The 19,422-nt window shown below is 70.8% G+C and carries 21 protein-coding genes and 2 pseudogenes; 12 read left to right on the top strand and 11 right to left on the bottom strand.

The annotated features are described in order from the left end of the window. Positions 1-23: 23 nt before the first annotated feature. The 8 genes and pseudogenes from ACFZDK_RS05625 to ACFZDK_RS05590 all read right to left on the bottom strand — a co-directional run bounded on the left by ACFZDK_RS05625 (position 24) and on the right by ACFZDK_RS05590 (position 4,839). Positions 24-362, bottom strand: a complete 339-nt coding sequence (locus tag ACFZDK_RS05625; protein ID WP_355727414.1) for a DUF3817 domain-containing protein — start codon at positions 360-362, stop codon at positions 24-26. Between the two features lie 66 nt (positions 363-428). Then, entirely contained in the window at positions 429-938 is a 510-nt protein-coding gene (locus tag ACFZDK_RS05620; protein WP_390969968.1) for a MarR family transcriptional regulator, read from the bottom strand. Positions 939-1,260: 322 nt separating this feature from the next. Beyond that, positions 1,261-1,889 (bottom strand): annotated as a pseudogene (locus tag ACFZDK_RS05615) (IS200/IS605 family accessory protein TnpB-related protein); the annotation flags it as partial. Between the two features lie 83 nt (positions 1,890-1,972). Next, on the bottom strand, positions 1,973-2,623 hold the full coding sequence (locus ACFZDK_RS05610; RefSeq protein WP_390969966.1) for a TetR family transcriptional regulator: 651 nt from the start codon (positions 2,621-2,623) through the stop codon (positions 1,973-1,975). Beyond that, positions 2,620-3,300, bottom strand: coding sequence for a DUF4166 domain-containing protein (locus tag ACFZDK_RS05605; RefSeq protein WP_390969964.1), 681 nt, complete (start codon positions 3,298-3,300; stop codon positions 2,620-2,622). The genes ACFZDK_RS05610 and ACFZDK_RS05605 overlap by 4 nt, the downstream gene beginning before the upstream one ends. Then, complete coding sequence (locus tag ACFZDK_RS05600) at positions 3,297-4,040, bottom strand: hypothetical protein (RefSeq protein ID WP_390969962.1); 744 nt, start codon at positions 4,038-4,040, stop codon at positions 3,297-3,299. Before ACFZDK_RS05600 ends, ACFZDK_RS05605 begins: the two co-directional genes overlap by 4 nt. A 164-nt stretch (positions 4,041-4,204) precedes the next feature. Continuing rightward, a complete protein-coding gene (locus ACFZDK_RS05595) occupies positions 4,205-4,498 on the bottom strand; it encodes an MTH1187 family thiamine-binding protein (protein ID WP_390969960.1) in 294 nt (97 codons plus the stop codon). Further along, positions 4,495-4,839 (bottom strand): DUF3817 domain-containing protein, encoded by a 345-nt coding sequence (locus ACFZDK_RS05590; RefSeq protein WP_355727429.1) that lies wholly within the window; start codon positions 4,837-4,839, stop codon positions 4,495-4,497. The genes ACFZDK_RS05595 and ACFZDK_RS05590 overlap by 4 nt, the downstream gene beginning before the upstream one ends. Positions 4,840-4,975: 136 nt before the next feature. On the opposite strand from ACFZDK_RS05590, the gene ACFZDK_RS05585 reads away from it, so the two are divergent. The 5 genes from ACFZDK_RS05585 to ACFZDK_RS05565 all read left to right on the top strand — a co-directional run bounded on the left by ACFZDK_RS05585 (position 4,976) and on the right by ACFZDK_RS05565 (position 8,026). Continuing rightward, on the top strand, positions 4,976-5,302 hold the full coding sequence (locus tag ACFZDK_RS05585) for a DUF6191 domain-containing protein (RefSeq protein WP_390969958.1): 327 nt from the start codon (positions 4,976-4,978) through the stop codon (positions 5,300-5,302). Positions 5,303-5,378: 76 nt separating this feature from the next. Then, complete coding sequence (locus ACFZDK_RS05580; RefSeq protein WP_350789852.1) at positions 5,379-6,011, top strand: AIM24 family protein; 633 nt, start codon at positions 5,379-5,381, stop codon at positions 6,009-6,011. A gap of 1 nt (position 6,012) precedes the next feature. Further along, positions 6,013-6,663, top strand: a complete 651-nt coding sequence (locus tag ACFZDK_RS05575) for an AIM24 family protein (protein ID WP_390970117.1) — start codon at positions 6,013-6,015, stop codon at positions 6,661-6,663. Further along, positions 6,660-7,457, top strand: coding sequence for an AIM24 family protein (locus ACFZDK_RS05570; protein ID WP_390969956.1), 798 nt, complete (start codon positions 6,660-6,662; stop codon positions 7,455-7,457). The genes ACFZDK_RS05575 and ACFZDK_RS05570 overlap by 4 nt, the downstream gene beginning before the upstream one ends. A 92-nt stretch (positions 7,458-7,549) precedes the next feature. Further along, complete coding sequence (locus ACFZDK_RS05565) at positions 7,550-8,026, top strand: MarR family transcriptional regulator (protein WP_355727435.1); 477 nt, start codon at positions 7,550-7,552, stop codon at positions 8,024-8,026. A 170-nt stretch (positions 8,027-8,196) separates the two neighbouring features. On the opposite strand, the gene meaB is transcribed toward ACFZDK_RS05565, so the two are convergent. Both meaB and ACFZDK_RS05555 read right to left on the bottom strand, forming a co-directional pair. Next, a complete protein-coding gene (meaB, locus tag ACFZDK_RS05560) occupies positions 8,197-9,153 on the bottom strand; it encodes a methylmalonyl Co-A mutase-associated GTPase MeaB (protein ID WP_390969953.1) in 957 nt (318 codons plus the stop codon). Positions 9,154-9,192: 39 nt separating this feature from the next. Then, on the bottom strand, positions 9,193-10,398 hold the full coding sequence (locus tag ACFZDK_RS05555; RefSeq protein ID WP_390969951.1) for an acetyl-CoA C-acyltransferase: 1,206 nt from the start codon (positions 10,396-10,398) through the stop codon (positions 9,193-9,195). Positions 10,399-10,547: 149 nt separating this feature from the next. Between ACFZDK_RS05555 and mce the strand changes: the two genes are divergently transcribed. From mce to ACFZDK_RS05540, 3 genes are all read left to right on the top strand, one after another. Continuing rightward, positions 10,548-10,988, top strand: a complete 441-nt coding sequence (gene mce, locus ACFZDK_RS05550; protein WP_390969949.1) for a methylmalonyl-CoA epimerase — start codon at positions 10,548-10,550, stop codon at positions 10,986-10,988. A gap of 222 nt (positions 10,989-11,210) precedes the next feature. Then, entirely contained in the window at positions 11,211-15,059 is a 3,849-nt protein-coding gene (gene scy, locus ACFZDK_RS05545) for a polarized growth protein Scy (RefSeq protein WP_390969947.1), read from the top strand. 195 nt (positions 15,060-15,254) lie between these two features. Continuing rightward, positions 15,255-16,190 carry a cellulose-binding protein gene (locus ACFZDK_RS05540; protein WP_089098739.1) on the top strand — a complete coding sequence of 312 codons (936 nt, stop codon included), beginning with the start codon at positions 15,255-15,257 and terminating at the stop codon, positions 16,188-16,190. A 113-nt stretch (positions 16,191-16,303) separates the two neighbouring features. On the opposite strand, the gene ACFZDK_RS05535 is transcribed toward ACFZDK_RS05540, so the two are convergent. After that, positions 16,304-16,870, bottom strand: coding sequence for a TetR/AcrR family transcriptional regulator C-terminal ligand-binding domain-containing protein (locus ACFZDK_RS05535; protein ID WP_390969944.1), 567 nt, complete (start codon positions 16,868-16,870; stop codon positions 16,304-16,306). Between ACFZDK_RS05535 and ACFZDK_RS05530 the strand changes: the two genes are divergently transcribed. The 4 genes and pseudogenes from ACFZDK_RS05530 to ACFZDK_RS05515 all read left to right on the top strand — a co-directional run bounded on the left by ACFZDK_RS05530 (position 16,812) and on the right by ACFZDK_RS05515 (position 19,314). Further along, positions 16,812-17,111, top strand: coding sequence for a hypothetical protein (locus ACFZDK_RS05530; RefSeq protein WP_390970122.1), 300 nt, complete (start codon positions 16,812-16,814; stop codon positions 17,109-17,111). The genes ACFZDK_RS05535 and ACFZDK_RS05530 overlap by 59 nt on opposite strands. Next, positions 17,111-17,233, top strand: a pseudogene (locus ACFZDK_RS05525) (hypothetical protein); the annotation flags it as partial. The gene ACFZDK_RS05530 and the pseudogene ACFZDK_RS05525, both read left to right, overlap by 1 nt. A 346-nt stretch (positions 17,234-17,579) precedes the next feature. Then, positions 17,580-18,536, top strand: a complete 957-nt coding sequence (locus ACFZDK_RS05520; protein WP_390969942.1) for an ATP-binding cassette domain-containing protein — start codon at positions 17,580-17,582, stop codon at positions 18,534-18,536. A 1-nt stretch (position 18,537) separates the two neighbouring features. Further along, positions 18,538-19,314 carry an ABC transporter permease gene (locus tag ACFZDK_RS05515; protein ID WP_390969940.1) on the top strand — a complete coding sequence of 259 codons (777 nt, stop codon included), beginning with the start codon at positions 18,538-18,540 and terminating at the stop codon, positions 19,312-19,314. The last annotated feature ends 108 nt before the right edge of the window (positions 19,315-19,422 follow it).

The raw sequence follows: 19,422 nt of genomic DNA, 5'->3' as shown, positions 1-19,422 counted from the left end.
CCGTACGGCGGTACGGCCCGGGTCTAGACCTTGGCGACGGCGGGAGAGCCCTCGGTCACCTTGGCGTCGAGCTCACGGGTGACCTTGCGCTCCACGAAGAAGGCGGCCGTCGGGATGGTCCCCGCCAGCAGCACCCACAGCTGCTTACCGACCGGCCACTTCGCCTTGGAGCCCAGGTCGAAGGCGAAGACCAGGTAGACCACGTAGAGCCAGCCGTGCGCGATGGCGACGACCCGCGTGACGTCACCGGCACCGTCGATATGCAACCCGTACTTGCCGATCATGCTCAGGCACAGCAGCACCAGCAGTACACCGGTGATATAAGCCAGGGCACGGTAGCGGGTCAGCACGCTCTTTTTCATGAGGACGAGCGTAACCACCCGTTCGGGGAGATCTTGGGCCGGGTCACCGGTGTGCCGACAGCGGGTTCAGTCCTCGTCGAAGTCGTGCGCCGAGACCCGGAGTGGGCGCAGCATCGCGAAGATCTCGGCGCATTCCTCGGAGTCGTACACGCCGAGGCCGAAGTCCATGGCCATCAGGTCGCGGGTGGCCGCCTCGACGACCTCGCGGCCCTTCTCGGTGATGGTGGCGAGCGTGCCGCGTCCGTCGTTGGGGTTGGGGCGCTTGTCGACCAGGCCGGACTTGACCAGCCGGTCCACGGTGTTCGTGACGGAGGTCGGGTGCACCATGAGGCGCTCGCCGATCTTCGACATCGGCAGCTCACCGGCCTTGGAGAAGGTGAGCAGCACCAGCGCCTCGTAGCGTGCGAACGTCAGCCCGTACGGCTTGACCACCGCGTCGACCTCGGCCAGCAGGATCTGCTGGGCCCGCATGATCGAGGTGATCGCGGCCATCGACGGTACGTTTCCCCAGCGCCGCTTCCAGAGGTCGTCGGCTCGGGCGATGGGGTCGAAGGGGAGACTGAGAGGCTTGGACACGTCACCGACCCTACCGGCCGGTCATATAGCGGTCAGCCGTGTCTCGGCTTTCGGGCACCCATGCCGTCACGGCACCCGCGGCACCGCCCGCCGGGCCGCCGCCGCCAGCCCCCAGCAGCACAGCACCCCCACCGCCCCGGCCCCCGCGACCGTGGCCCGCACCCCCCACCGCTTCCGCCGCCACCCCCGCCGGCGTCATGCCGACGCCCTGGACGGTCATCAGCCCCGCGCTGAGCACCGTCGTCGCCCGGCCCCGCAGTTCCTCGGGCACGGCCCGCACGAACCACTGGTCCAGGCCCAGCGTGTACGCCGACCGTTCCCAAAGACTGAGCGGGAGTGAGTCCTGTTGCCAGAACCCGTGCTCAGCCAACGCCCCGAACGGTGTTGGGCGTTCTGGTCCACCGCTTTCACTCCGCAGCCGGGCGGCACGGATCGTGTCCGTGGTCCGGGGATGCGGGTGCGGTTTCCCTCACACCCTGGGGTGACCGGTCGGGCCTGGACGGTCCGATGCCCCACGCGATCGCTCCGGTCGTGTGGGGGCGGTGCCGTCCGTCGCCGGATCGGGTGCCCCAGGGCGCGCCTTCCGATCGCCACGGCGGCAGCGTCGTGGCGGGTGCTCTCCCTGTTCTTTCCGGTGAGGGGCTTCTGCCAGTGCTGGGCGCCCCACCCGCTGGTGTAGGCGGGGTCGACGGCGATGACGGGGATGCCGAGTTCGGCCGCCCAGCTGACCAGCCGGGCCCGCAGTCTGGCGGTGGGCATGCCGGAGATCAGGTTGCGGAACTTCTTGCGGCGGCCGTGTTTCTCGGGGGTCTTCTCCGCTTGGAAGTCGAGGTCTTCGAGCGCGATCGCGAGGTGGTGGCGCTGGGCCCAGTGCAGCAGGCAGATCAGGGCGTGCCTGACCTGCGCGTCGCGGTGCTGGGCGGTGCCGGAGAGGTCGTAGAGGAAGCGCCGGCGCAGGAGGCCGTCGCGCTCGTGGTCCGCCATCTGCCGCCGGAGCCGGGGCAGCCCTGACCACGCCCTGACGGCCAGGCCCCCTAGCGGCGGTTCGTGCGGCGCAGGTGGTGACGGACCGCGCGCTGGGCGACCGGGCCGAGCTCGTCCAGCGCGGCGACCAGGGCGCCGAGTTGCTCCAGGGCGTCCAGGGCGGCGTGGGCGCCGGCCGGGTCGACGCCCTCGTACAGCTCGATACCGACGAAGGACGCGGCGACCGCGCGGGCGAGCCCGGCCGGGTCGGCGAACTCCCCGAAGGGCGTGGCGGCGAGGACCCGGACGAGCACCGTCTGTATCTCGGCGATCCACAGGTCGAGCCCGGCCGCCGTGGCGGGCCCGAGCGCCTCGTGGGTCTGCGCGCCGGCCAGCAGCTGCCCGAGCAGGGCGACATGGCCGCCCGTCCGCGCCTCCTCGTGGATCTGCCGCCCCACGGTGAGCAGCTCGGAGAGCGAGCCGACGGCGGCGAGGCGGGGGCGGAAGCGGTCGACGGCCTGCTCGGCGCCGTACCGGCAGGCGGCGGCGAGTAGTTCGTCCACGGATCCGAAGTGGTAGAAGACGAGCGCCTGGTTGACCCCGGCCGCCGCCGCCACCGTACGGGCCGAGGTCTTGGCGATGCCCTGCTCGGTGAGCGTCCGCAGCGCGCCCTCCAGCAGCTTGTGCTTGGTCTCCAGGGACTTGGCGGTCTCCGGGCTCACGCGCGCGACTCCTCGCGGACGGGCCGCAGTCCGGGTCGCACCCCGCAGCCGCGGATGTCGGTGTACGACGCCTCGAAGGAGCCCTGGTAGCCGAAGAGCGGCCCGAAGTACCGGTTCACGACCCGCACCCGGATGCGGAAGCGGCCGGCCCGGTCGTCGTAGGACTCGCGCACCTCGGCGGTGGCGCCGACGAGTTCGGGGACGCGGACGTCCACCGGACCCTCCCTGAACCGGTGTTCGCCGGAGCGGATCAGCAGGGAGCCGTCGGACTCGGCGTGGAAGTGCAGTTCGCTGGCGAGGTGCTGGTGGGTGCCGAGGTAGTCGAGGATGCGGTCGCCCTTGGGGCTGAGCACCATCTGGGCGTCGAAGCGGCGGGAGCGGCCGGGCAGGTCGAAGGTGCGCACGAAGGTCACCGTCTCACGGCCGTAGGTGTCCGCGTAGGGCACATTCTCGATCTTGAAGGGCACGTTCCGGGCGGCCTTCGGGACCAGGATGTTGCGGGTGGTGCCCAGCGCCAGGAACGGCTTCACGAACGCCCCGCCGTGCCAGATCCGGTCCATCACGCCGTGGCCGGTGCAGGCCTCGCCGCTCGCCAGGCCGACCGAGAAACGGCGCTGGAGCTGTGGGTGCAGCCGGTCGAAGTCGGGGCCCATCACGGTGCGGAACATCGAGGTCATGGCTGCTTCTCCAGGGTGCGCAGGACGCGCGGGGCGGTCACACGGACGGGAGGGGTGCGCAGGCAGCGGCGGGCGGCCGGGGTGGTGGCGAGGGGCGGGGTGCAGAGGGCCAGGAAGAGGGCGACGACCAGGAGGAGCGGGACCAGGAAGGCGACGGTGGGCGGGAGGGCGCCGAGGACCGGGCCCCGGATCAGGGCGGTGCCGCAGCCGGCGACCGTCAGCGCCCGGGCCGCCATCTCGGCCAGCCAGTTCCACCGGGCCCGTTCCGGGGTGATCCCGCGTTCCAGCCACAGCCGCAGCCGGTCGAAGGACCAGGCGGTCGCCCAGCCCATCAGCGGACGCAGGACCAGGCGGTCGGCGAGCGCACCGAGGGCGCCCCAGCGGGGCCGGTAGTCGTAGCCGGTGAGGAAGCGGACGCCGTCGGCGACCGGGATGTACCGCCAGTAGCCGCTGCCCTCGGCGAGCAGCGAGAGCGGGTGCGGGGAGGCGAAGCGCAGCGCGGAGGTGCGGGTGCCGTCGGGGCGCTCCTTCTCCCCCGCCGAGACACCGGTGCCGGCGATCGTCAGGAAGGGCAGCACCCGCGTGGCGTAACGGAAGCGCTGCGGCTCGCCCTCCACCCGTGGGAGGTAGTCGATCTCGGTGAACCTCAGGTCCCAGCGCTGGTGCCGCCCCGGGTCCTGGGTGCGTGCCCACAGTTCGTCGAGGTCGGCGCGGATGTGCGCCTCTATGTAGAGCCCCATGGGTGTCGTACCCCCGTCACCTGGTCTTCCGAGCCCTTTTTGAGCGGTCGCTCAAATCTCCGGACATGAAGGTACCCCCTTTTGAGCGATCGCTCAATCGCAGGGCAGAAGAAAACCCCGGCCCCAAGGGCCGGGGTTCCGTCGGCAGTTGGCCGCTCGCCCGACTACTCGGCGAGGTGCCGCTCCACGGTCTCCACCTTGCTGGTCAGCCCGTCGGTGACGCCGGGCCGGATGTCCGCCTTGAGGACCAGGGAGACGCGCGGGACACGCTCCTCGACGACGGCGACGGCACGCCGGACGACGTCCATGACCTCGTCCCACTCGCCCTCGATCGAGGTGAACATGGCGTCGGTGCGGTTGGGCAGCCCGGACTCGCGCACGACCCTGACGGCGTCGGCCACGTACTCCCCCACGTCCTCGCCCACGCCCAGCGGCGTCACGGAGAAGGCGACGATCATGCCTTCACCGCCCCTTCCTGGCGGGCCCGGGCCGCGATGACCGCGTCCTCGGACTCACGGCGCAGCTTGCGCTCCGCGAAGAAACCGCCCGTCGGCAGGACGGAGAGGACGAAGTAGAGGAGTCCGGTGCCCAGCGGCCACTTGGCGCGGTTCCAGGCATCCGCCCAGAAGATCACGTACAGGATGAACAGGACACCGTGGACCGCGCCCATCACGGGTACCGCGTTGAAGTCCGTGGTCCGCTTGAGCACCGAGCAGACGAGGAGGATCAGGAAGGACACGGCCTCCGGGGCGGAGACCAGGCGGAGGCGGCGGATGGCGGTGGCGGTCTTGATGTCCACGAGTCACCTTCGGTGGGAGTGACGTCCACTCTTTGTGAACGCGAGCACAAACGTTCACCCATTGTGGCAAAGGAGCCTCGCGCGTCCGGCGCGGGGGTGGGAGGGTGGGTCCGTCGACGCAGGGGGTGCGGGCGGGATGCAGTTCGTTTTCTTCATGACCCTGCCGGGCCTGGTGGTGCTGCTCACCGTCCTGGCCTTCGTGGACCAGCTGCTGCTGCGGGCCGGCCGGGCCGGGGTGCTGCCCTGGCGGAACTCCGCGCGGCAGGGCCAGATCTCCGCGACGGGCTTCGAACAGCTGCACGCGGCCCTCTCCCCCGGCAAGCAGAACGAGCTCAAGGAGCGGCAGAGCGCGCTGGTGCTGCGCGACGACGAGGAGGACGGCGCCCCGCCCCGGACCACCGTCGACCTGACGGCCGGCACCGCCGTGATACGCCTGCCCGGCGAGCGCAGGGCCCGCCCCTAAGGGGTGGATCCGGGTCGAGGTCCACCCACGGGACCTGTCGCCGCCGTCTGCCTGCGGCTACCTTCGCAGCGTGGCGATGTTCCGACTTCAAGGAAGCAAGGTGCTCGCCGTCGAGATGACCGGGGACGCCGTGAAGGCGAAGAACGGCTCGATGGTCGCGTACGACGGGCAGATGGCGTTCAAGAAGCTGAGCGGCGGCGGCGAGGGGCTACGGGGGATGGTGACCCGGCGGCTCACCGGCGAGCAGATGACGGTGATGGAGGTGAAGGGGCACGGGACGTGCTGGTTCGCGGACCGGGCGTCCGAGATCAACCTGGTCGGCCTGCAGGGCGACAAGCTGTACGTCGAGTCGAGCAACCTGCTCGCCACCGATGCCGGCCTGCGCACCGGCACGACCTTCACCGGCCTGCGCGGCGCCTCCCAGGGCAACGGCCTGTTCACCACCACGGTCGAGGGCCACGGCCAGGCGGCGATCATGTCCGACGGCCCGGCGGTCGTGCTCCGGGTGAGCCCGCAGTACCCGCTCACCGTCGACCCTGGCGCGTACATCGCCCACCAGGGCAACCTCCGCCAGTCCTTCCAGTCAGGTGTGACATTCCGCACGCTCTTCGGGGAGGGCGGCGGGGAGGCCTTCCAGATCCGGTTCGAGGGGGACGGCCTGGTGTACGTACAGCCGAGCGAGCGGAACACGATCGCGGGTGATGTGTGACATGGCACTGCGCGAGGTGAACTCCAAGATGGTCGAGGCGACCGTCCTGCCCGGGCAGCGGCTGTACAGCCAGCGCGGGGCGATGCTCGCCTACAAGGGCGAGGTGTCCTTCACGCCCAACATCCAGGGCGGCCAGGGCGGGGTGATGTCGATGCTCGGCCGCCGGGTGGCCGGCGAGGCGACCCCGCTCATGACGGTCGAGGGCAGCGGCACGGTCTTCTTCGGGCACGGCGGCCATCACGTCCACGTGATCACCCTCACCGGCGACACCCTCTACGTCGAGGCGGACCGGCTGCTCGCCTTCGAGGGCACGCTCCAGCAGGGCACGATGTTCATGGGCTCCCAGGGCGGGGTGATGGGCATGGTGCGCGGCCAGGTCACCGGCCAGGGCCTGTTCACCACGACCCTCCAGGGCCACGGCGCGGTCGCCGTGATGGCCCACGGCGGGGTCTTCGAGATCCCGATCACCCCGCAGCGCCCGGTCCATGTCGACCCCCAGGCCTATGTCGCCCACCACGGCGACGTGCGCAACAAGCTCTCGTCCGCGCTCGGCTGGCGGGACATGGTGGGCCGCGGCTCCGGCGAGGCGTTCCAGCTGGAGCTCAGCGGCAACGGCACGGTGTACGTGCAGGCCTCGGAGGAGAAGCTTTGAGCACATACGGAGCAGCGGGCCCGGTCGTGTACGACCCCATGACCCTCCCCGTCGACGACAACGTCAACAAGTACACCTTCTGCGTGGAGCTCAAGAGCGGCCAGTGGTTCCTGCAGAAGGGGAAGATGATCGCCTACTACGGGGCGATCGACTTCAACGGCGTCGGACACGGCCGGCTGGACCGCCTGGTCCGCACTTCGTTCCATTCGCCTCTGCACGCGAGCGACTGGGTGGTGGCGGCGGGCTCGGGCAAGATGCTCCTCGCCGACCGGGCCTTCGACGTCAATTCGTACGACCTCGACGACGGCAACCTGACCATTCGCTCCGGCAACCTGCTCGCTTTTCAGCCAAGTCTCGCGCTCAAACAGTCGATCGTGCCGGGTTTTCTGACCCTTATCGGAACCGGAAAGTTTGTGGCTGCATCTAACGGTCCGGTGGTGTTCATGGAACCCCCGATCCGGGTGGACCCGCAGGCACTCGTGGGATGGGCCGACTGCCCCTCCCCGTGCCACCACTACGACCACGGCTACATGACCGGTGTCATGGGCGGTCTACGTGCACTGACAGGCCTCGGCGGGGCCTCCGGAGAGGAGCATCAGTTCGAGTTCGTAGGGGCCGGTACGGTCCTGCTCCAGTCCACCGAGACCCTGATGGCCGAGCAGGCCACGGGAGCGGTTCCGCACGAGCCCGGAGTACCCGGCGCAGGCGGGCCCTTCACAGGTCATTCACAGCAGCAGGGCGCACCGCGCCTTCCCGGACAGCTGGGGGACCTCCAGCGTCGCTTCGGGCTGTGAGCGGTAGTCTGCGGAGTGTGACATCGAACGCGTGCGCACAGTCACACCACCGTCACTAGTTCGCCTTTCAACATTTTAGGTAGACTTCATACATGGAGACCGAGACGGCCACGCGCTGGCTGACCGATGCGGAGCAGTGCGCCTGGCGCACCCACCTGGAGGTCAACAGGCTGTTGACGTACCAGCTCGAAAAGGACCTGCAGCCGTTCGGCCTGACAATGAACGACTACGAGATCCTGGTGAATCTGTCCGAGTCGGACGAGTACCGGATGCGGATGAGCGACCTCGCGTCCGCGACCCTCCAGTCCAAGAGCAGGCTCTCGCACCAGATCACCCGTATGGAGAACGCGAACCTGGTCCGCCGCGAGAACTGCGAGTCCGACCGCCGGGGGCTGTTCGCCGTCCTCACCGAGCATGGCATGGAGACCATGAAGAAGGTGGCGCCACATCATGTCGCCTCCGTGCGACGGCACTTCATCGACCTGCTGTCGCCGGAGGCACTCATAGAGCTGGACAAGGGCCTGAAGCCCATCGCCGAGCACCTGCGCGGCCAGCGCGGGCGCCCGTGACCATGGACAGCACCTGAAGAGCGGCGGACGGGGGTTCAGGTCCCGTCCGCCGCTCGCTGCGGCACCCCGTCAGGGGCGCGGGGCTGTATCGGATGTGCGGCTACCGCCGCGTGGGCGCGACCGGCCCCCACCGGCCCGCAGCCGGGGAACGGCACACGCGCCCAGGGCGGCTAGCCCTCCGTCAGGCCCGTCACCAGTTCGTCGGCCGCGCGGTACGGGTCCAGGTCGCCGGCGACGATGCGTTCGGCGAGGGCGCCCAGGTGGCGGTCTCCGTGGAGGTCGCCGATGCGTTCGCGCAGGGCTGTCACGGCGATCGTCTCGACCTCGCGGGAGGCGCGGGCGAGGCGGCGTTCGGCGAGGACGCCCCGCTCCTCCATCCAGGCGCGGTGCTTCTCCAGGGCCTCCACGACCTCGTCGATGCCCTCGGCGCGGGCCGCGACCGTCTTGACGATCGGGGGGCGCCAGTCGCCGGGGCCGCGGGACTCGCCGAGGCCCAGCATGTGGTTCAGTTCGCGGGCGGTGGCGTCGGCGCCGTCGCGGTCGGCCTTGTTGACGACGTAGACGTCGCCGATCTCCAGGATTCCGGCCTTGGCGGCCTGGATGCCGTCGCCCATCCCCGGGGCCAGCAGGACCACGCTCGTGTCCGCCTGGGAGGCGATCTCGACCTCCGACTGGCCCACTCCGACGGTCTCGACGAGGATCACCTCGCAGCCGGCCGCGTCCAGGACCCGGATGGCCTGGGGGGCGGACCAGGCGAGGCCGCCGAGGTGACCGCGCGTGGCCATCGAGCGGATGTAGACGCCGGGGTCCGAAGCGTGGTCGGACATGCGGACGCGGTCGCCGAGGAGGGCGCCCCCGGAGAAGGGGGAGGACGGGTCGACGGCCAGGACGCCGACCCGCTTCCCCTGTTTGCGGTAGGCACTGACGAGCGCCGAGGTGGAGGTCGACTTACCGACTCCCGGGGAGCCCGTCAGGCCTACGACATACGCGTTCCCGGTCAGTGGCGCCAGGGCCGCCATGACCTCTCTGAGCTGCGGAGACGCCCCCTCCACCAGGGAGATCAGCCGGGCCACCGCACGCGGCCGGCCCGCCCTGGCCTGGGCCACCAGTGTGGAGACGTCCTGCATCACAGCTCCGTTCGCGTGCGTTCGCTCAGGAAAACGTACTCAGGCCTTCGGTACCCGCACGATCAGTGCGTCACCCTGGCCGCCGCCACCGCACAGCGCGGCCGCGCCGACCCCGCCGCCGCGCCGCTTGAGCTCCAGGGCGAGGTGCAGGACGAGCCGGGCGCCGGACATGCCGATGGGGTGGCCGAGGGCGATGGCGCCGCCGTTGACGTTCACCCTTTCCGTGGACACGCCGAGGTCCTTCATTGACTGCACGGCGACGGCGGCGAAGGCCTCGTTGATCTCGATGAGGTCGAGGTCGGCGACCTCCAGGCCTTCCTTCTTGAGCGCGTGGTTGATCGCGTTCGACGGCTGGGACTGGAGCGAGTTGTCCGGGCCGGCCACGTTGCCGTGGGCGCCGATCTCGGCGAGCCACTGAAGGCCCAGTTCCTCCGCCTTGGCCTTGCTCATGACGACCACGGCGGCGGCGCCGTCGGAGATCTGCGAGGAGGTGCCGGCGGTGATGGTGCCGTCGCGGGTGAAGGCCGGGCGCAGCTTGCCCAGGGACTCCGTGGTGGTGTCGCCGCGGATGCCCTCGTCCTTGCTGAAGACGACCGGCTCGCCCTTGCGCTGGGGGATCTCCACCGGGGTGATCTCGGCCTCGAAGACGCCGTTCTTCTGGGCGGCGGCGGCCCGCTGGTGGGACAGGGCGGCGATCTCGTCCTGCTCGGGGCGCAGGATGCCGAGGCGGGTGTTGTGCTTCTCCGTGGACTCGCCCATGGCGATGTTCTCGAAGGAGTCGGTGAGGCCGTCGTAGGCCATCGCGTCGAGCATCTCGATGGCGCCGTACTTGAAGCCCTCGCGGGACTTGGGGAGCAGGTGCGGGGCGTTGGTCATGGACTCCTGGCCGCCCGCGACCACGATGTCGAACTCGCCGGCGCGGATCAGCTGGTCGGCCAGGGCGATGGCGTCGAGGCCGGACAGGCACACCTTGTTGACGGTGAGCGCCGGGACGTTCATCGGGATGCCGGCCTTCACGGCGGCCTGGCGGGCCGGGATCTGGCCGGCGCCGGCCTGCAGCACCTGACCCATGATCACGTACTGCACCTGGTCGCCCCCGATCCCCGCACGGTCGAGGGCGGCCTTGATCGCGAAGCCGCCGAGGTCGGCTCCGGAGAAGGACTTCAGCGAGCCCAGCAGTCGTCCCATGGGCGTCCGCGCGCCCGCGACGATCACCGAGGTGGTTCCAGAGGTTCCAGAGGTCATGAGCGGTGATTCCCCTTACCGGCTGCACTGCCGAGGAGTGAACGAGGGTTTACTTCGAATGTATTGCGTGGCACTCCGTGCCGTCATCGGGCCGTCAGTGTGATCGCTGGCACGTTGCGTAACCACCGTCGTAGCGCTGCACTGAATCCATGCTGACGCGAATCGACCACATCGGGATCGCCTGTCACGACCTCGACGCGACCGTCGAGTTCTACAGGGCCACGTACGGCTTCGAGGTGTTCCACACCGAGGTCAACGAGGAACAGGGCGTGCGCGAGGCCATGCTCAAGATCAACGAGACGTCCGACGGAGGTGCCTCCTACCTGCAGCTCCTCGAGCCGACCCGGGAGGACTCGGCGGTCGGCAAGTGGCTCGCGAAGAACGGCGAGGGCGTCCACCACATCGCCTTCGGTACGGCGGATGTGGACGGGGACGCGGCCGACATCCGTTCCCAGGGCGTACGCGTTCTGTACGACGAGCCACGGATCGGCTCCATGGGGTCGCGGATCACCTTCCTGCACCCAAAGGATTGCCACGGCGTACTGACAGAACTGGTCACTTCGGCGGCCGTTGAGTCACCTGAGCACTGACCCTCGTACATATGGGCCGGTAGGGTTGGGGCCGGTCGTCCCTTCGCACGTTCGCAGGGCCGGGGCGGCCGCATGCCGGGGTCCGGGTTTCGGGGGACGAGCGTCGGGGCAGCAGCCCGTGCTCCGCCGTTGATCTGACACCATTCCCCGGGGGCCCCGTTCGGCGGATGGACGGAGCTCGTTCGGAGAAGGTTGCGACCAGGGGACGGATGGGACCGCGCAGTGCGGGGCTACGAGAGCCAGGAGCGAGAGCCGGCGGCTGACGTCGACCACCTCACTCGTTTCGAAGCCGAGATGAAACGGCTGAAGACCGAGCGGGAAAAGGCGATCCAGCATGCCGAGGACCTCGGCTACCAGGTCGAGGTGCTGCGCGCCAAGCTGCACGAGGCGCGGCGCACCATCATGTCCCGGCCCGCGTTCGACGGCGGTGACGTCGGCTACCACGCCGAGCAGCTGCTGCGTAACGCCCAGATGCAGGCCGACCAGATCCGCCAGGAGGCGGAGCGGGTGGCCGCCGAGGCCAGGGCGCAGACCCAGCGGATCCTCCAGGAGCACGCCGAGCAGGCCGCGCGGCTCCAGGCCGAGCTGCACCAGGAGGCGGTGACCCGCCGCCAGCAGCTGGACCAGGAGCTCGCCGAGCGCCGTGGGACCGTCGAGTCGCACGTCAACGAGAACGTGGCCTGGGCCGAGCAGCTGCGGGCCCGGACCGAGTCGCAGGCACGGCGGCTGCTGGACGAGTCGCGCGCCGAGGCCGAGCAGGCCATGACGGCCGCCCGGGCCGAGGCCCAGCGGCTGACCGACGAGGCCCGGCAGCGGCTGACCAGCGACGCGGAGGCGGCGCGCACCGAGGCCGAGCAGATCCTGCTGCGCGCCCGCCGGGACGCCGAGCGGCTGCTGAACGCCGCGTCCACCCAGGCCCAGGAGGCCACCGACCACGCGGAGCAGCTCCGTAACTCCACCGCGACGGAGTCGGACTCGGCCCGTCGGCAGGCGGGCGAGCTGAGCCGGGCCGCCGAGCAGCGGATGGCGGAGGCCGAGGAGGCGCTGCGCAAGGCGCAGTCCGAGGCCGAGAAGCTGGTCACCGAGGCCGAGGCGAACGCCACGAAGGCCCTCTCCAGCGCCGAGGCCACCAACCAGCAGCGCACCCAGACGGCCAAGGAGCAGGTCGCCCGGCTGGTCAGCGAGGCCACCAAGGACGCCGAGGCGACCAAGGCGGAGGCCGAGCAGGTCGTCGCGGACGCCAGGGCCGAGGCCGAGAAGATCATCGCGGAGGCCTCCGAGAAGGCCCGTACGCTCACCGCCGAGGAGAGCGCCTCCCAGCTGTCCAAGGCGGCCAAGACCGCCGAGGACGTCCTGAACCGGGCCTCGGAGGAGGCCAAGCAGACCACCAAGGGCGCCCTCGAGGAGGCCGAGCGGATCCGGTCCGAGGCCGAGGCGGAGGCGGACCGGCTGCGCGCCGAGGCGCACGACACCGCCGAGGGCCTCAAGGGTGCGGCGAAGGACGACACCAAGGAGTACCGCGCCAAGACGGTCGAGCTGCAGGAGGAGGCGCGCCGGCTGCGCGGCGAGGCCGAGCAGCTGCGGGCCGACGCGGTCGCGGAGGGCGAGTCGATCCGGGCCGAGGCCCGGCGCGAGACCGTCCAGCAGATCGAGGAGGCGGCCCGGTCCGCCGAGGAGCTGCTCGCCAAGGCCAAGGCCGACGCGGACGAGCTGCGGCAGACGGCCACCACGGACAGCGAGAAGGTCCGCACCGAGGCCATCGAGCGCGCGACCACGCTGCGCCGGCAGGCCGAGGAGACCCTGGAGCGCACCCGGCAGGAGGCCGAGCGGCACCGTACCGAGGTCCTGGAGCAGTCCGAGGGGCTCAAGGCGGACGCCGAGCGGGCCGCGGCCGAGCTGCGCGAGGAGACCGAGCGGGGCATCGAGGCCCGGCGCGCGGAGGCCGCCGACGAGCTGACCCGGCTGCACACCGAGGCCGAGGACCGGCTCACCGGCGCCGAGCAGGCGCTCACGGAGGCCCGCGAGGAGGCCGCCCGGATCCGCCGGGAGGCCGGCGAGGAGACCGAGCGGCTGCGTTCCGAGGCCGCCGAGCGGATCCGTACGCTCCAGCAGCAGGCCGAGACCGAGGCCCAGCGGCTGCGTGACGAGGCGGCCGCCGACTCGTCCGCGTCCCGCGCGGAGGGCGAGGCCGTCGCCGTACGGCTGCGGTCCGAGGCCGCGGCCGAGGCGGAGCGGCTGAAGCAGGAGGCCCAGGACACCGCCGACCGGGTGCGTGCCGAGGCGCAGGCGGCGGCCGAGCGGCTGTCCACCGAGGCGTCCGAGACGCTGGCCGCCGCGCAGGAGGAGGCCGCCCGGCGGCGCCGCGAGGCCGAGGAGCTCCTCGGTTCCGCCCGCCAGGAGGCCGACCAGGAGCGCGAGCGGGCCCGCGAGCAGAGCGAGGACCTGCTGGCCCAGGCCCGCAACCGGGTCGAGGAGGCCCAGGCCGAGGCGGTGCGGCTGGTCGAGGAGGCGGACCGGCGGGCCACCGAGATGGTCTCGGCCGCCGAGCAGCACGCCCAGCAGGTGCGCGACTCGGTCTCCGGGCTGCACGAGCAGGCGCAGGAGGAGATCTCCGGGCTGCGCTCGGCCGCCGAGCACGCGGCGGACCGCACCCGGCGGGAGGCGGAGGAGGAGTCGGACCGGGTCCGCGCCGACGCCTACGCCGAGCGGGAGCGGGCCAGCGAGGACGCGACCCGGATCCGCCGCGAGGCCAACGAGGCGTCCGAGGCCGCCAAGGCGCTCGCCGAGCGGACCGTGGCCGACGCGATGACCGAGTCCGAGCGGCTGCGGTCCGAGGCGTCCGCGTACGCCCAGCGGGTGCGCACCGAGGCCTCCGACACCATCGCCCAGGCCGAGCAGGACGCGGGACGCTCGCGCGCCGAGGCCCGGGAGGACGCCAACCGGATCCGTTCGGACGCGGCGACCCAGGCCGACACCCTCATCACGGAGGCCCGCAACGAGGCGGAGCTGCTCCAGAACGAGACCATCGCCGAGGCCGACCGCGTCCGCGCCGACGCGATCGCCAAGGCCGAGAAGCTGATCTCGGACGCCACCGGGGACGCGGAGCGGCTGCGCGCCGAGGCCGCCGAGACGGTCGGCTCCGCCCAGCTGCACGCCGACCGCACCCGCAACGACGCGGAGCGGCTCAAGGCCGACGCGGAGGCGGCGGTCGAGCGCATGCTCAACTCCGCGCGCGAGGAGGCCGAGCGGACCCTCGACGAGGCCCGCAAGGACGCCAACAAGCGGCGCCAGGACGTGGCCGAGCAGGTCGACACGCTCATCAACGAGACGACCGCCGAGGCCGACAAACTGCTCACCGAGGCCCAGCAGCAGGCCCACCAGACCACCGCGGACGCCGAGGCGCAGGCCGACACCATGGTGGGCGCGGCCCGCAAGGAGGCCGACCGGCTGGTGTCCGAGGCCACGGTCGAGGGCAACACGCGGGTGGAGAAGGCGCGCACGGACGCGGACGAGCTGCTCGTCGGCGCCCGCCGGGACGCCACCGCCATCAGGGAGCGGGCGGAGGAGCTGCGCGAGCGCATCACCGCCGAGATCGAGGAGCTGCACGAGCGGGCCCGCCGCGAGGCCGCCGAGACCATGAAGTCCACCGGCGACCGCTGCGACGCGCTGATCAAGGCCGCCGAGGAGCAGCTCGCCAAGGCCCAGGCCAAGGCGAAGGACCTGGTCTCGGAGGCCAACTCCGAGGCGGGCAAGGTCCGGATCGCCGCCGTCAAGAAGGCGGAGGGGCTGCTCAAGGAGGCCGAGCAGAAGAAGGCCACGCTGGTGCGGGAGGCCGAGGAGCTCAAGGCCGAGGCGATCCGCGAGGCTCGCCGCACGGTCGAGGAGGGCAAGCGCGAGCTGGAGATCCTGGAGCGCAGGCGGGAGAACATCAACGGCGAGATCTCCCGTGTCCAAGACGTCCTGGAGGCGTTGGAGTCCTTCGAGACCCCGTCGGCCGGCAAGGACGGCGGAGTCAAGGCGGGCAGTTCGGTGGGCGCTCCCCGATCGGGTGGCAAGGCGTCAGAAGGCTAGAGACCGGGGTCGGTTCTGTAGTGTTCTGGTGCTTTTGATTAAATCTGCGGCAGAGGCTTTGGCAAGCGATCTCACAGCTAGCCACTCAAAAGGGGTGTCATTCTCCAGATCAAACACGTATCCGCTCGATGACACACCGCTTCGGCCCCTAGGATTCCCCCTATCACCTCACCGGTCTCTTTCGACAGGAACCCCATGAGCGACACTTCCCCCTACGGCTTCGAGCTAGTGCGGCGTGGGTACGACCGCGCTCAGGTGGACGAACGGATCTCCAAGCTCGTCTCCGACCGTGACAGCGCTCTCGCCCGCATCACCGCTCTGGAAAAGCGCATCGAGGAGCTCCACCTCGAGACGCAGAACGCCCAGGCTCAGGTAACCGACGCGGAGCCGTCGTACGCCGGCCTCGGCGCGCGTGTCGAGAAGATCCTCCGCCTCGCCGAGGAGGAGGCGAAGGACCTGCGCGAGGAGGCCCGTCGCGCCGCCGAGCAGCACCGTGAGCTCGCCGAGTCGGCGGCCCAGCAGGTGCGCAACGACGCAGAATCGTTCGCTGCGGAGCGCAAGGCCAAGGCCGAGGACGAGGGCGTCCGGATCGTCGAGAAGGCCAAGAGCGACGCGTCGCAGCTGCGCTCCGAGGCCCAGAAGGACGCGCAGTCCAAGCGCGAGGAGGCGGACGCCCTCTTCGAGGAGACCCGTGCGAAGGCCGCGCAGGCCGCCGCCGACTTCGAGACGAACCTTGCCAAGCGCCGCGAGCAGTCCGAGCGCGACCTGGCGTCCCGCCAGCAGAAGGCCGAGAAGCGCCTCGCGGAGATCGAGCACCGCGCGGAGCAGCTGCGGCTGGAGGCGGAGAAGCTGCGCACCGACGCCGAGCGCCGGGCGCGTCAGACCGTCGAGACGGCTCAGCGCCAGGCCGAGGACATCGTCGCCGACGCGAACGCCAAGGCCGACCGGATCCGTTCGGAATCGGAGCGTGAGCTCGCCGCGCTGACCAACCGCCGCGACTCGATCAACGCCCAGCTGACGAACGTCCGCGAGATGCTGGCGACGCTGACGGGTGCGGCGGTGGCTGCCGCCAGCTCGCCGGCCGAGGACGAGCCGATCTCCCGTGGGGTTCCGGCACAGCAGTCCCGGTAAGCGTTAGCTACGTCGCAGGGCCCGCGCTCCCTTTTTTCGGGGGTGCGGGCCTTCGTCGTACGGGTGCGGGTCGTGTGTGGTTGCTCGCGCAGTTCCCACCGGGCCCGCGGCCTTCAACGGCGGACGAGTGGCAGGAACACCTCGTCCACGATCTCCACCAGTACGTCCTCCGTCACCGGCTCACTGCGCGGCACGACCTCGTGGCACAGAGGGTCCGTCGGCAGGTTCATGATCCTCGGTGAGACGTCGGCGGTGGGAATCTCGCCCCGTTCCACCGCCCGTTCGAGCAGGGTCGTCATCACGTCCCGCATGATTCCGACGACCTCCACCCGCAGTTCGCCGATCTCCGCCGGCACCCCGTGCACGACGTCCTGCGCGATCTCCCGCTGCCGGTCCGCCATCATCCGCAGGACCGTCAGGACGTTCTCCCGGAGAGAGCCGGTATCGGCAACCTGTTCCGCGAGGGAGCCGCCCTGGCGGTGCCGCAGCGCCGCGACCACCAGCTCGGCCCTGTTCCGCCACCGGCGGTACAGCACCTGCTTGCCGGTGTGTGCACGGGCCGCGACGCCCTCCATCGTGAGCCTGGCGTAGCCGAGCCTCCTTGGAGCTTCTTTAGAGACCTTGCGTCTCCCATCAGGGCCAGCTGCCCTCGGCGCCCTCGCCCCGCTGCTGGACAGCACGATCGCCCTGGTGATGGTCGTGCCGGTCGGCGGATGGGCCGCGGAACGGTACGGGGGCCGGCAGGTGTGGCTCGCGGCACTCGCGCTGTTCCTGGCCGGATCGCTGCTCTGCGCGCTCGCCTGGGACATCGAGTCACTGATCGTCTTCCTGGTGGTGCAGGGCGTCGGCGGCGAGCTGATGTGCCGGTGCTGCAGACACTCCTCATCCGCGCCGCCGGCGGGCAGAAGCTGGGGCGGCTGATGGCCGTCGTGTCACTGCCCGCCCTCGTCGGGCCGATCCTCGGACCCGTGCTCGGCGGTCTGATCGTCGGTCACCTCAGCCGGCGGGTGATCTGCTACGTCAACGTGCCCATCTGTCTGCTCGCCGGCGCCCTCGCGCTGCGGAGCGTACCGCGCGACGCCGGCCGGCCCGGTGCCCGTCTCGACCTGACCGGACTTGCCCTCCTCACCCCCGGGCTCGCCGCGCTGATCTACGGCCTGGCACAGGTGGGCGACCAGGGCGGCTTCGGGAACGCGCACGTACTGGTGCGTCCTCGCCGTACTCCTCCAGCGCGGCGGCGGCACCGACACCGCCTTCGCCCGGACGTTCCTGTGGTCCGCCGTTCTCACGGCCCTCGCCGCCGGCCTGGCCCTGCTGCTCCCCACCCGGCAGCACGAACCGGGGCCTGCTCGGGTGGCAGCCCCCGAACCCCGGCCATAGCGTGGCCGCATGATCGAGCTGGAGGGCCTGACCAAGCACTACGGCGACAAGACGGCGGTCGACCACCTCACGTTCGCCGTCCGGCCCGGCATCGTGACCGGGTTCCTCGGGCCCAACGGCGCCGGGAAGTCCACCACCATGCGGATGATCCTCGGGCTCGACCACCCGACGGCCGGCGACGTGCGGATCGACGGCAAGCGGTACGAGCAGCTCAAGGACCCGTTGGCGTACATCGGCGCGCTGCTCGACGCCAAGGCCGTGCACGGCGGGCGCAGTGCCTTCAACCATCTGCTGTGCCTCGCGCAGAGCAACGGGATCCCGAAGGCGCGGGTGGCCGAGGTGCTCGACACCGTCGGGCTCACGGCTGTGGCGCGGAAGAAGGCCAAGGGGTTCTCGCTGGGGATGGGGCAGCGGCTGGGGATCGCCGGGGCGCTGCTGGGCGATCCGCGGATCCTGATGTTCGACGAGCCGGTGAACGGGCTCGACCCGGAAGGGATCCACTGGATCCGGACCCTGATGAAATCGCTGGCCGCGCAGGGCCGGACCGTGTTCGTGTCGAGTCACCTCATGAGCGAGATGGCGCTGACCGCCGAGCACCTCGTGGTCATCGGACAGGGGCGGCTGCTCGCCGACACCTCCATGGCCGACTTCATCCGGGCCAACTCACGGTCGTACGTCCGGGTCCGCTCCCCCCAGCGCGAGCGGCTGCTCGACGTGCTGCACGGGGCCGGGATCACCGTCGTGGAGACGGGGACCGGGGCGCTGGAGGTGGAGGGCGGGAAGGCCGAACCGATCGGGGAGCTGGCCGCGCAGAACGGGATCGTGCTGCACGAGCTGAGCATCCAGCAGGCCTCGCTGGAGGAGGCGTTCATGCAGTTGACGGCGGAGTCCGTGGAGTACCACGCGCACACCGACGCGCCCCCGGTGCCGCAGGCCTGGGGTGCCGACTGGGACAAGGGGGCGTGACATGGCGGTCGTCACCCAGGTCGTGCGGTCCGAATGGACCAAGATCCGGTCCGTCGCCTCCACGGTGTGGACGCTGTCCCTGGCCGTGGTCGTCTCCGTGGCCCTCGGGATGCTGCTCTCCGCGCTGGCGAACCACCAGTTCGGCAACATGCCCGTGCGCGAACGGCTCTCCTTCGACCCGACGAACATCAGCTTCGCCGGGATGACCCTCGGTCAGCTGGCGATGATCGTGTTCGGGGTGCTGGTCGTGTCGAACGAGTACAGCACCGGGATGATCAGGACCTCGCTGGCCGCCGTGCCGCAGCGGGCCACCTTCCTGTTCAGCAAGATCGCGGTGGCGGCGGGCCTGGCCCTGGCGGTCGGCATGGTCACCAGCTTCGCGGCCTTCTTCCTCGGGCAGGCGATGCTCGGCTCGCACCGGGCGTACCTCGGCGACCCGGGGGTACTGCGCGCGGTCATCGGCGGCGGGCTCTACATGACGCTGATCGCGGTGTTCTCCATGGGCGTGGCCGCGATGCTGCGTTCACCGATGCTGTCCCTCGGCATCCTGATGCCGTTCTTCTTCCTGATCTCCAACATCCTCGGCAACGTCGACGCGACCAAGAAGATCGGCCGGTTCCTGCCGGACCAGGCGGGCAGCCACATCATGCAGGTGGTGCCGAGGGTCGGCGACGACGTCCCGTACGGGCCCTGGGGCGGCCTCGGGATCATGGGGCTGTGGGTGATCGCCGCGCTGGCCGGGGGCTATGTCCTGCTGAAGAAGCGGGACGCCCAGTGACCTGATCGGTACCGCCCGGCTTTGCCAGCTCTTGATGGGAACCGTCAGCGCCCGGATATCCTCCTAACCCTTACGGGGGCGTCTGCCCTGCTGTCCTGATCCTTTCGA

This window comes from Streptomyces sp. NPDC007901 (assembly GCF_042959465.1).
Lineage (GTDB): Bacteria > Actinomycetota > Actinomycetes > Streptomycetales > Streptomycetaceae > Streptomyces.
The sequence above is the reverse complement of the archived record's forward strand: the minus strand, read 5'-3'. Positions and strand labels throughout refer to the sequence as shown.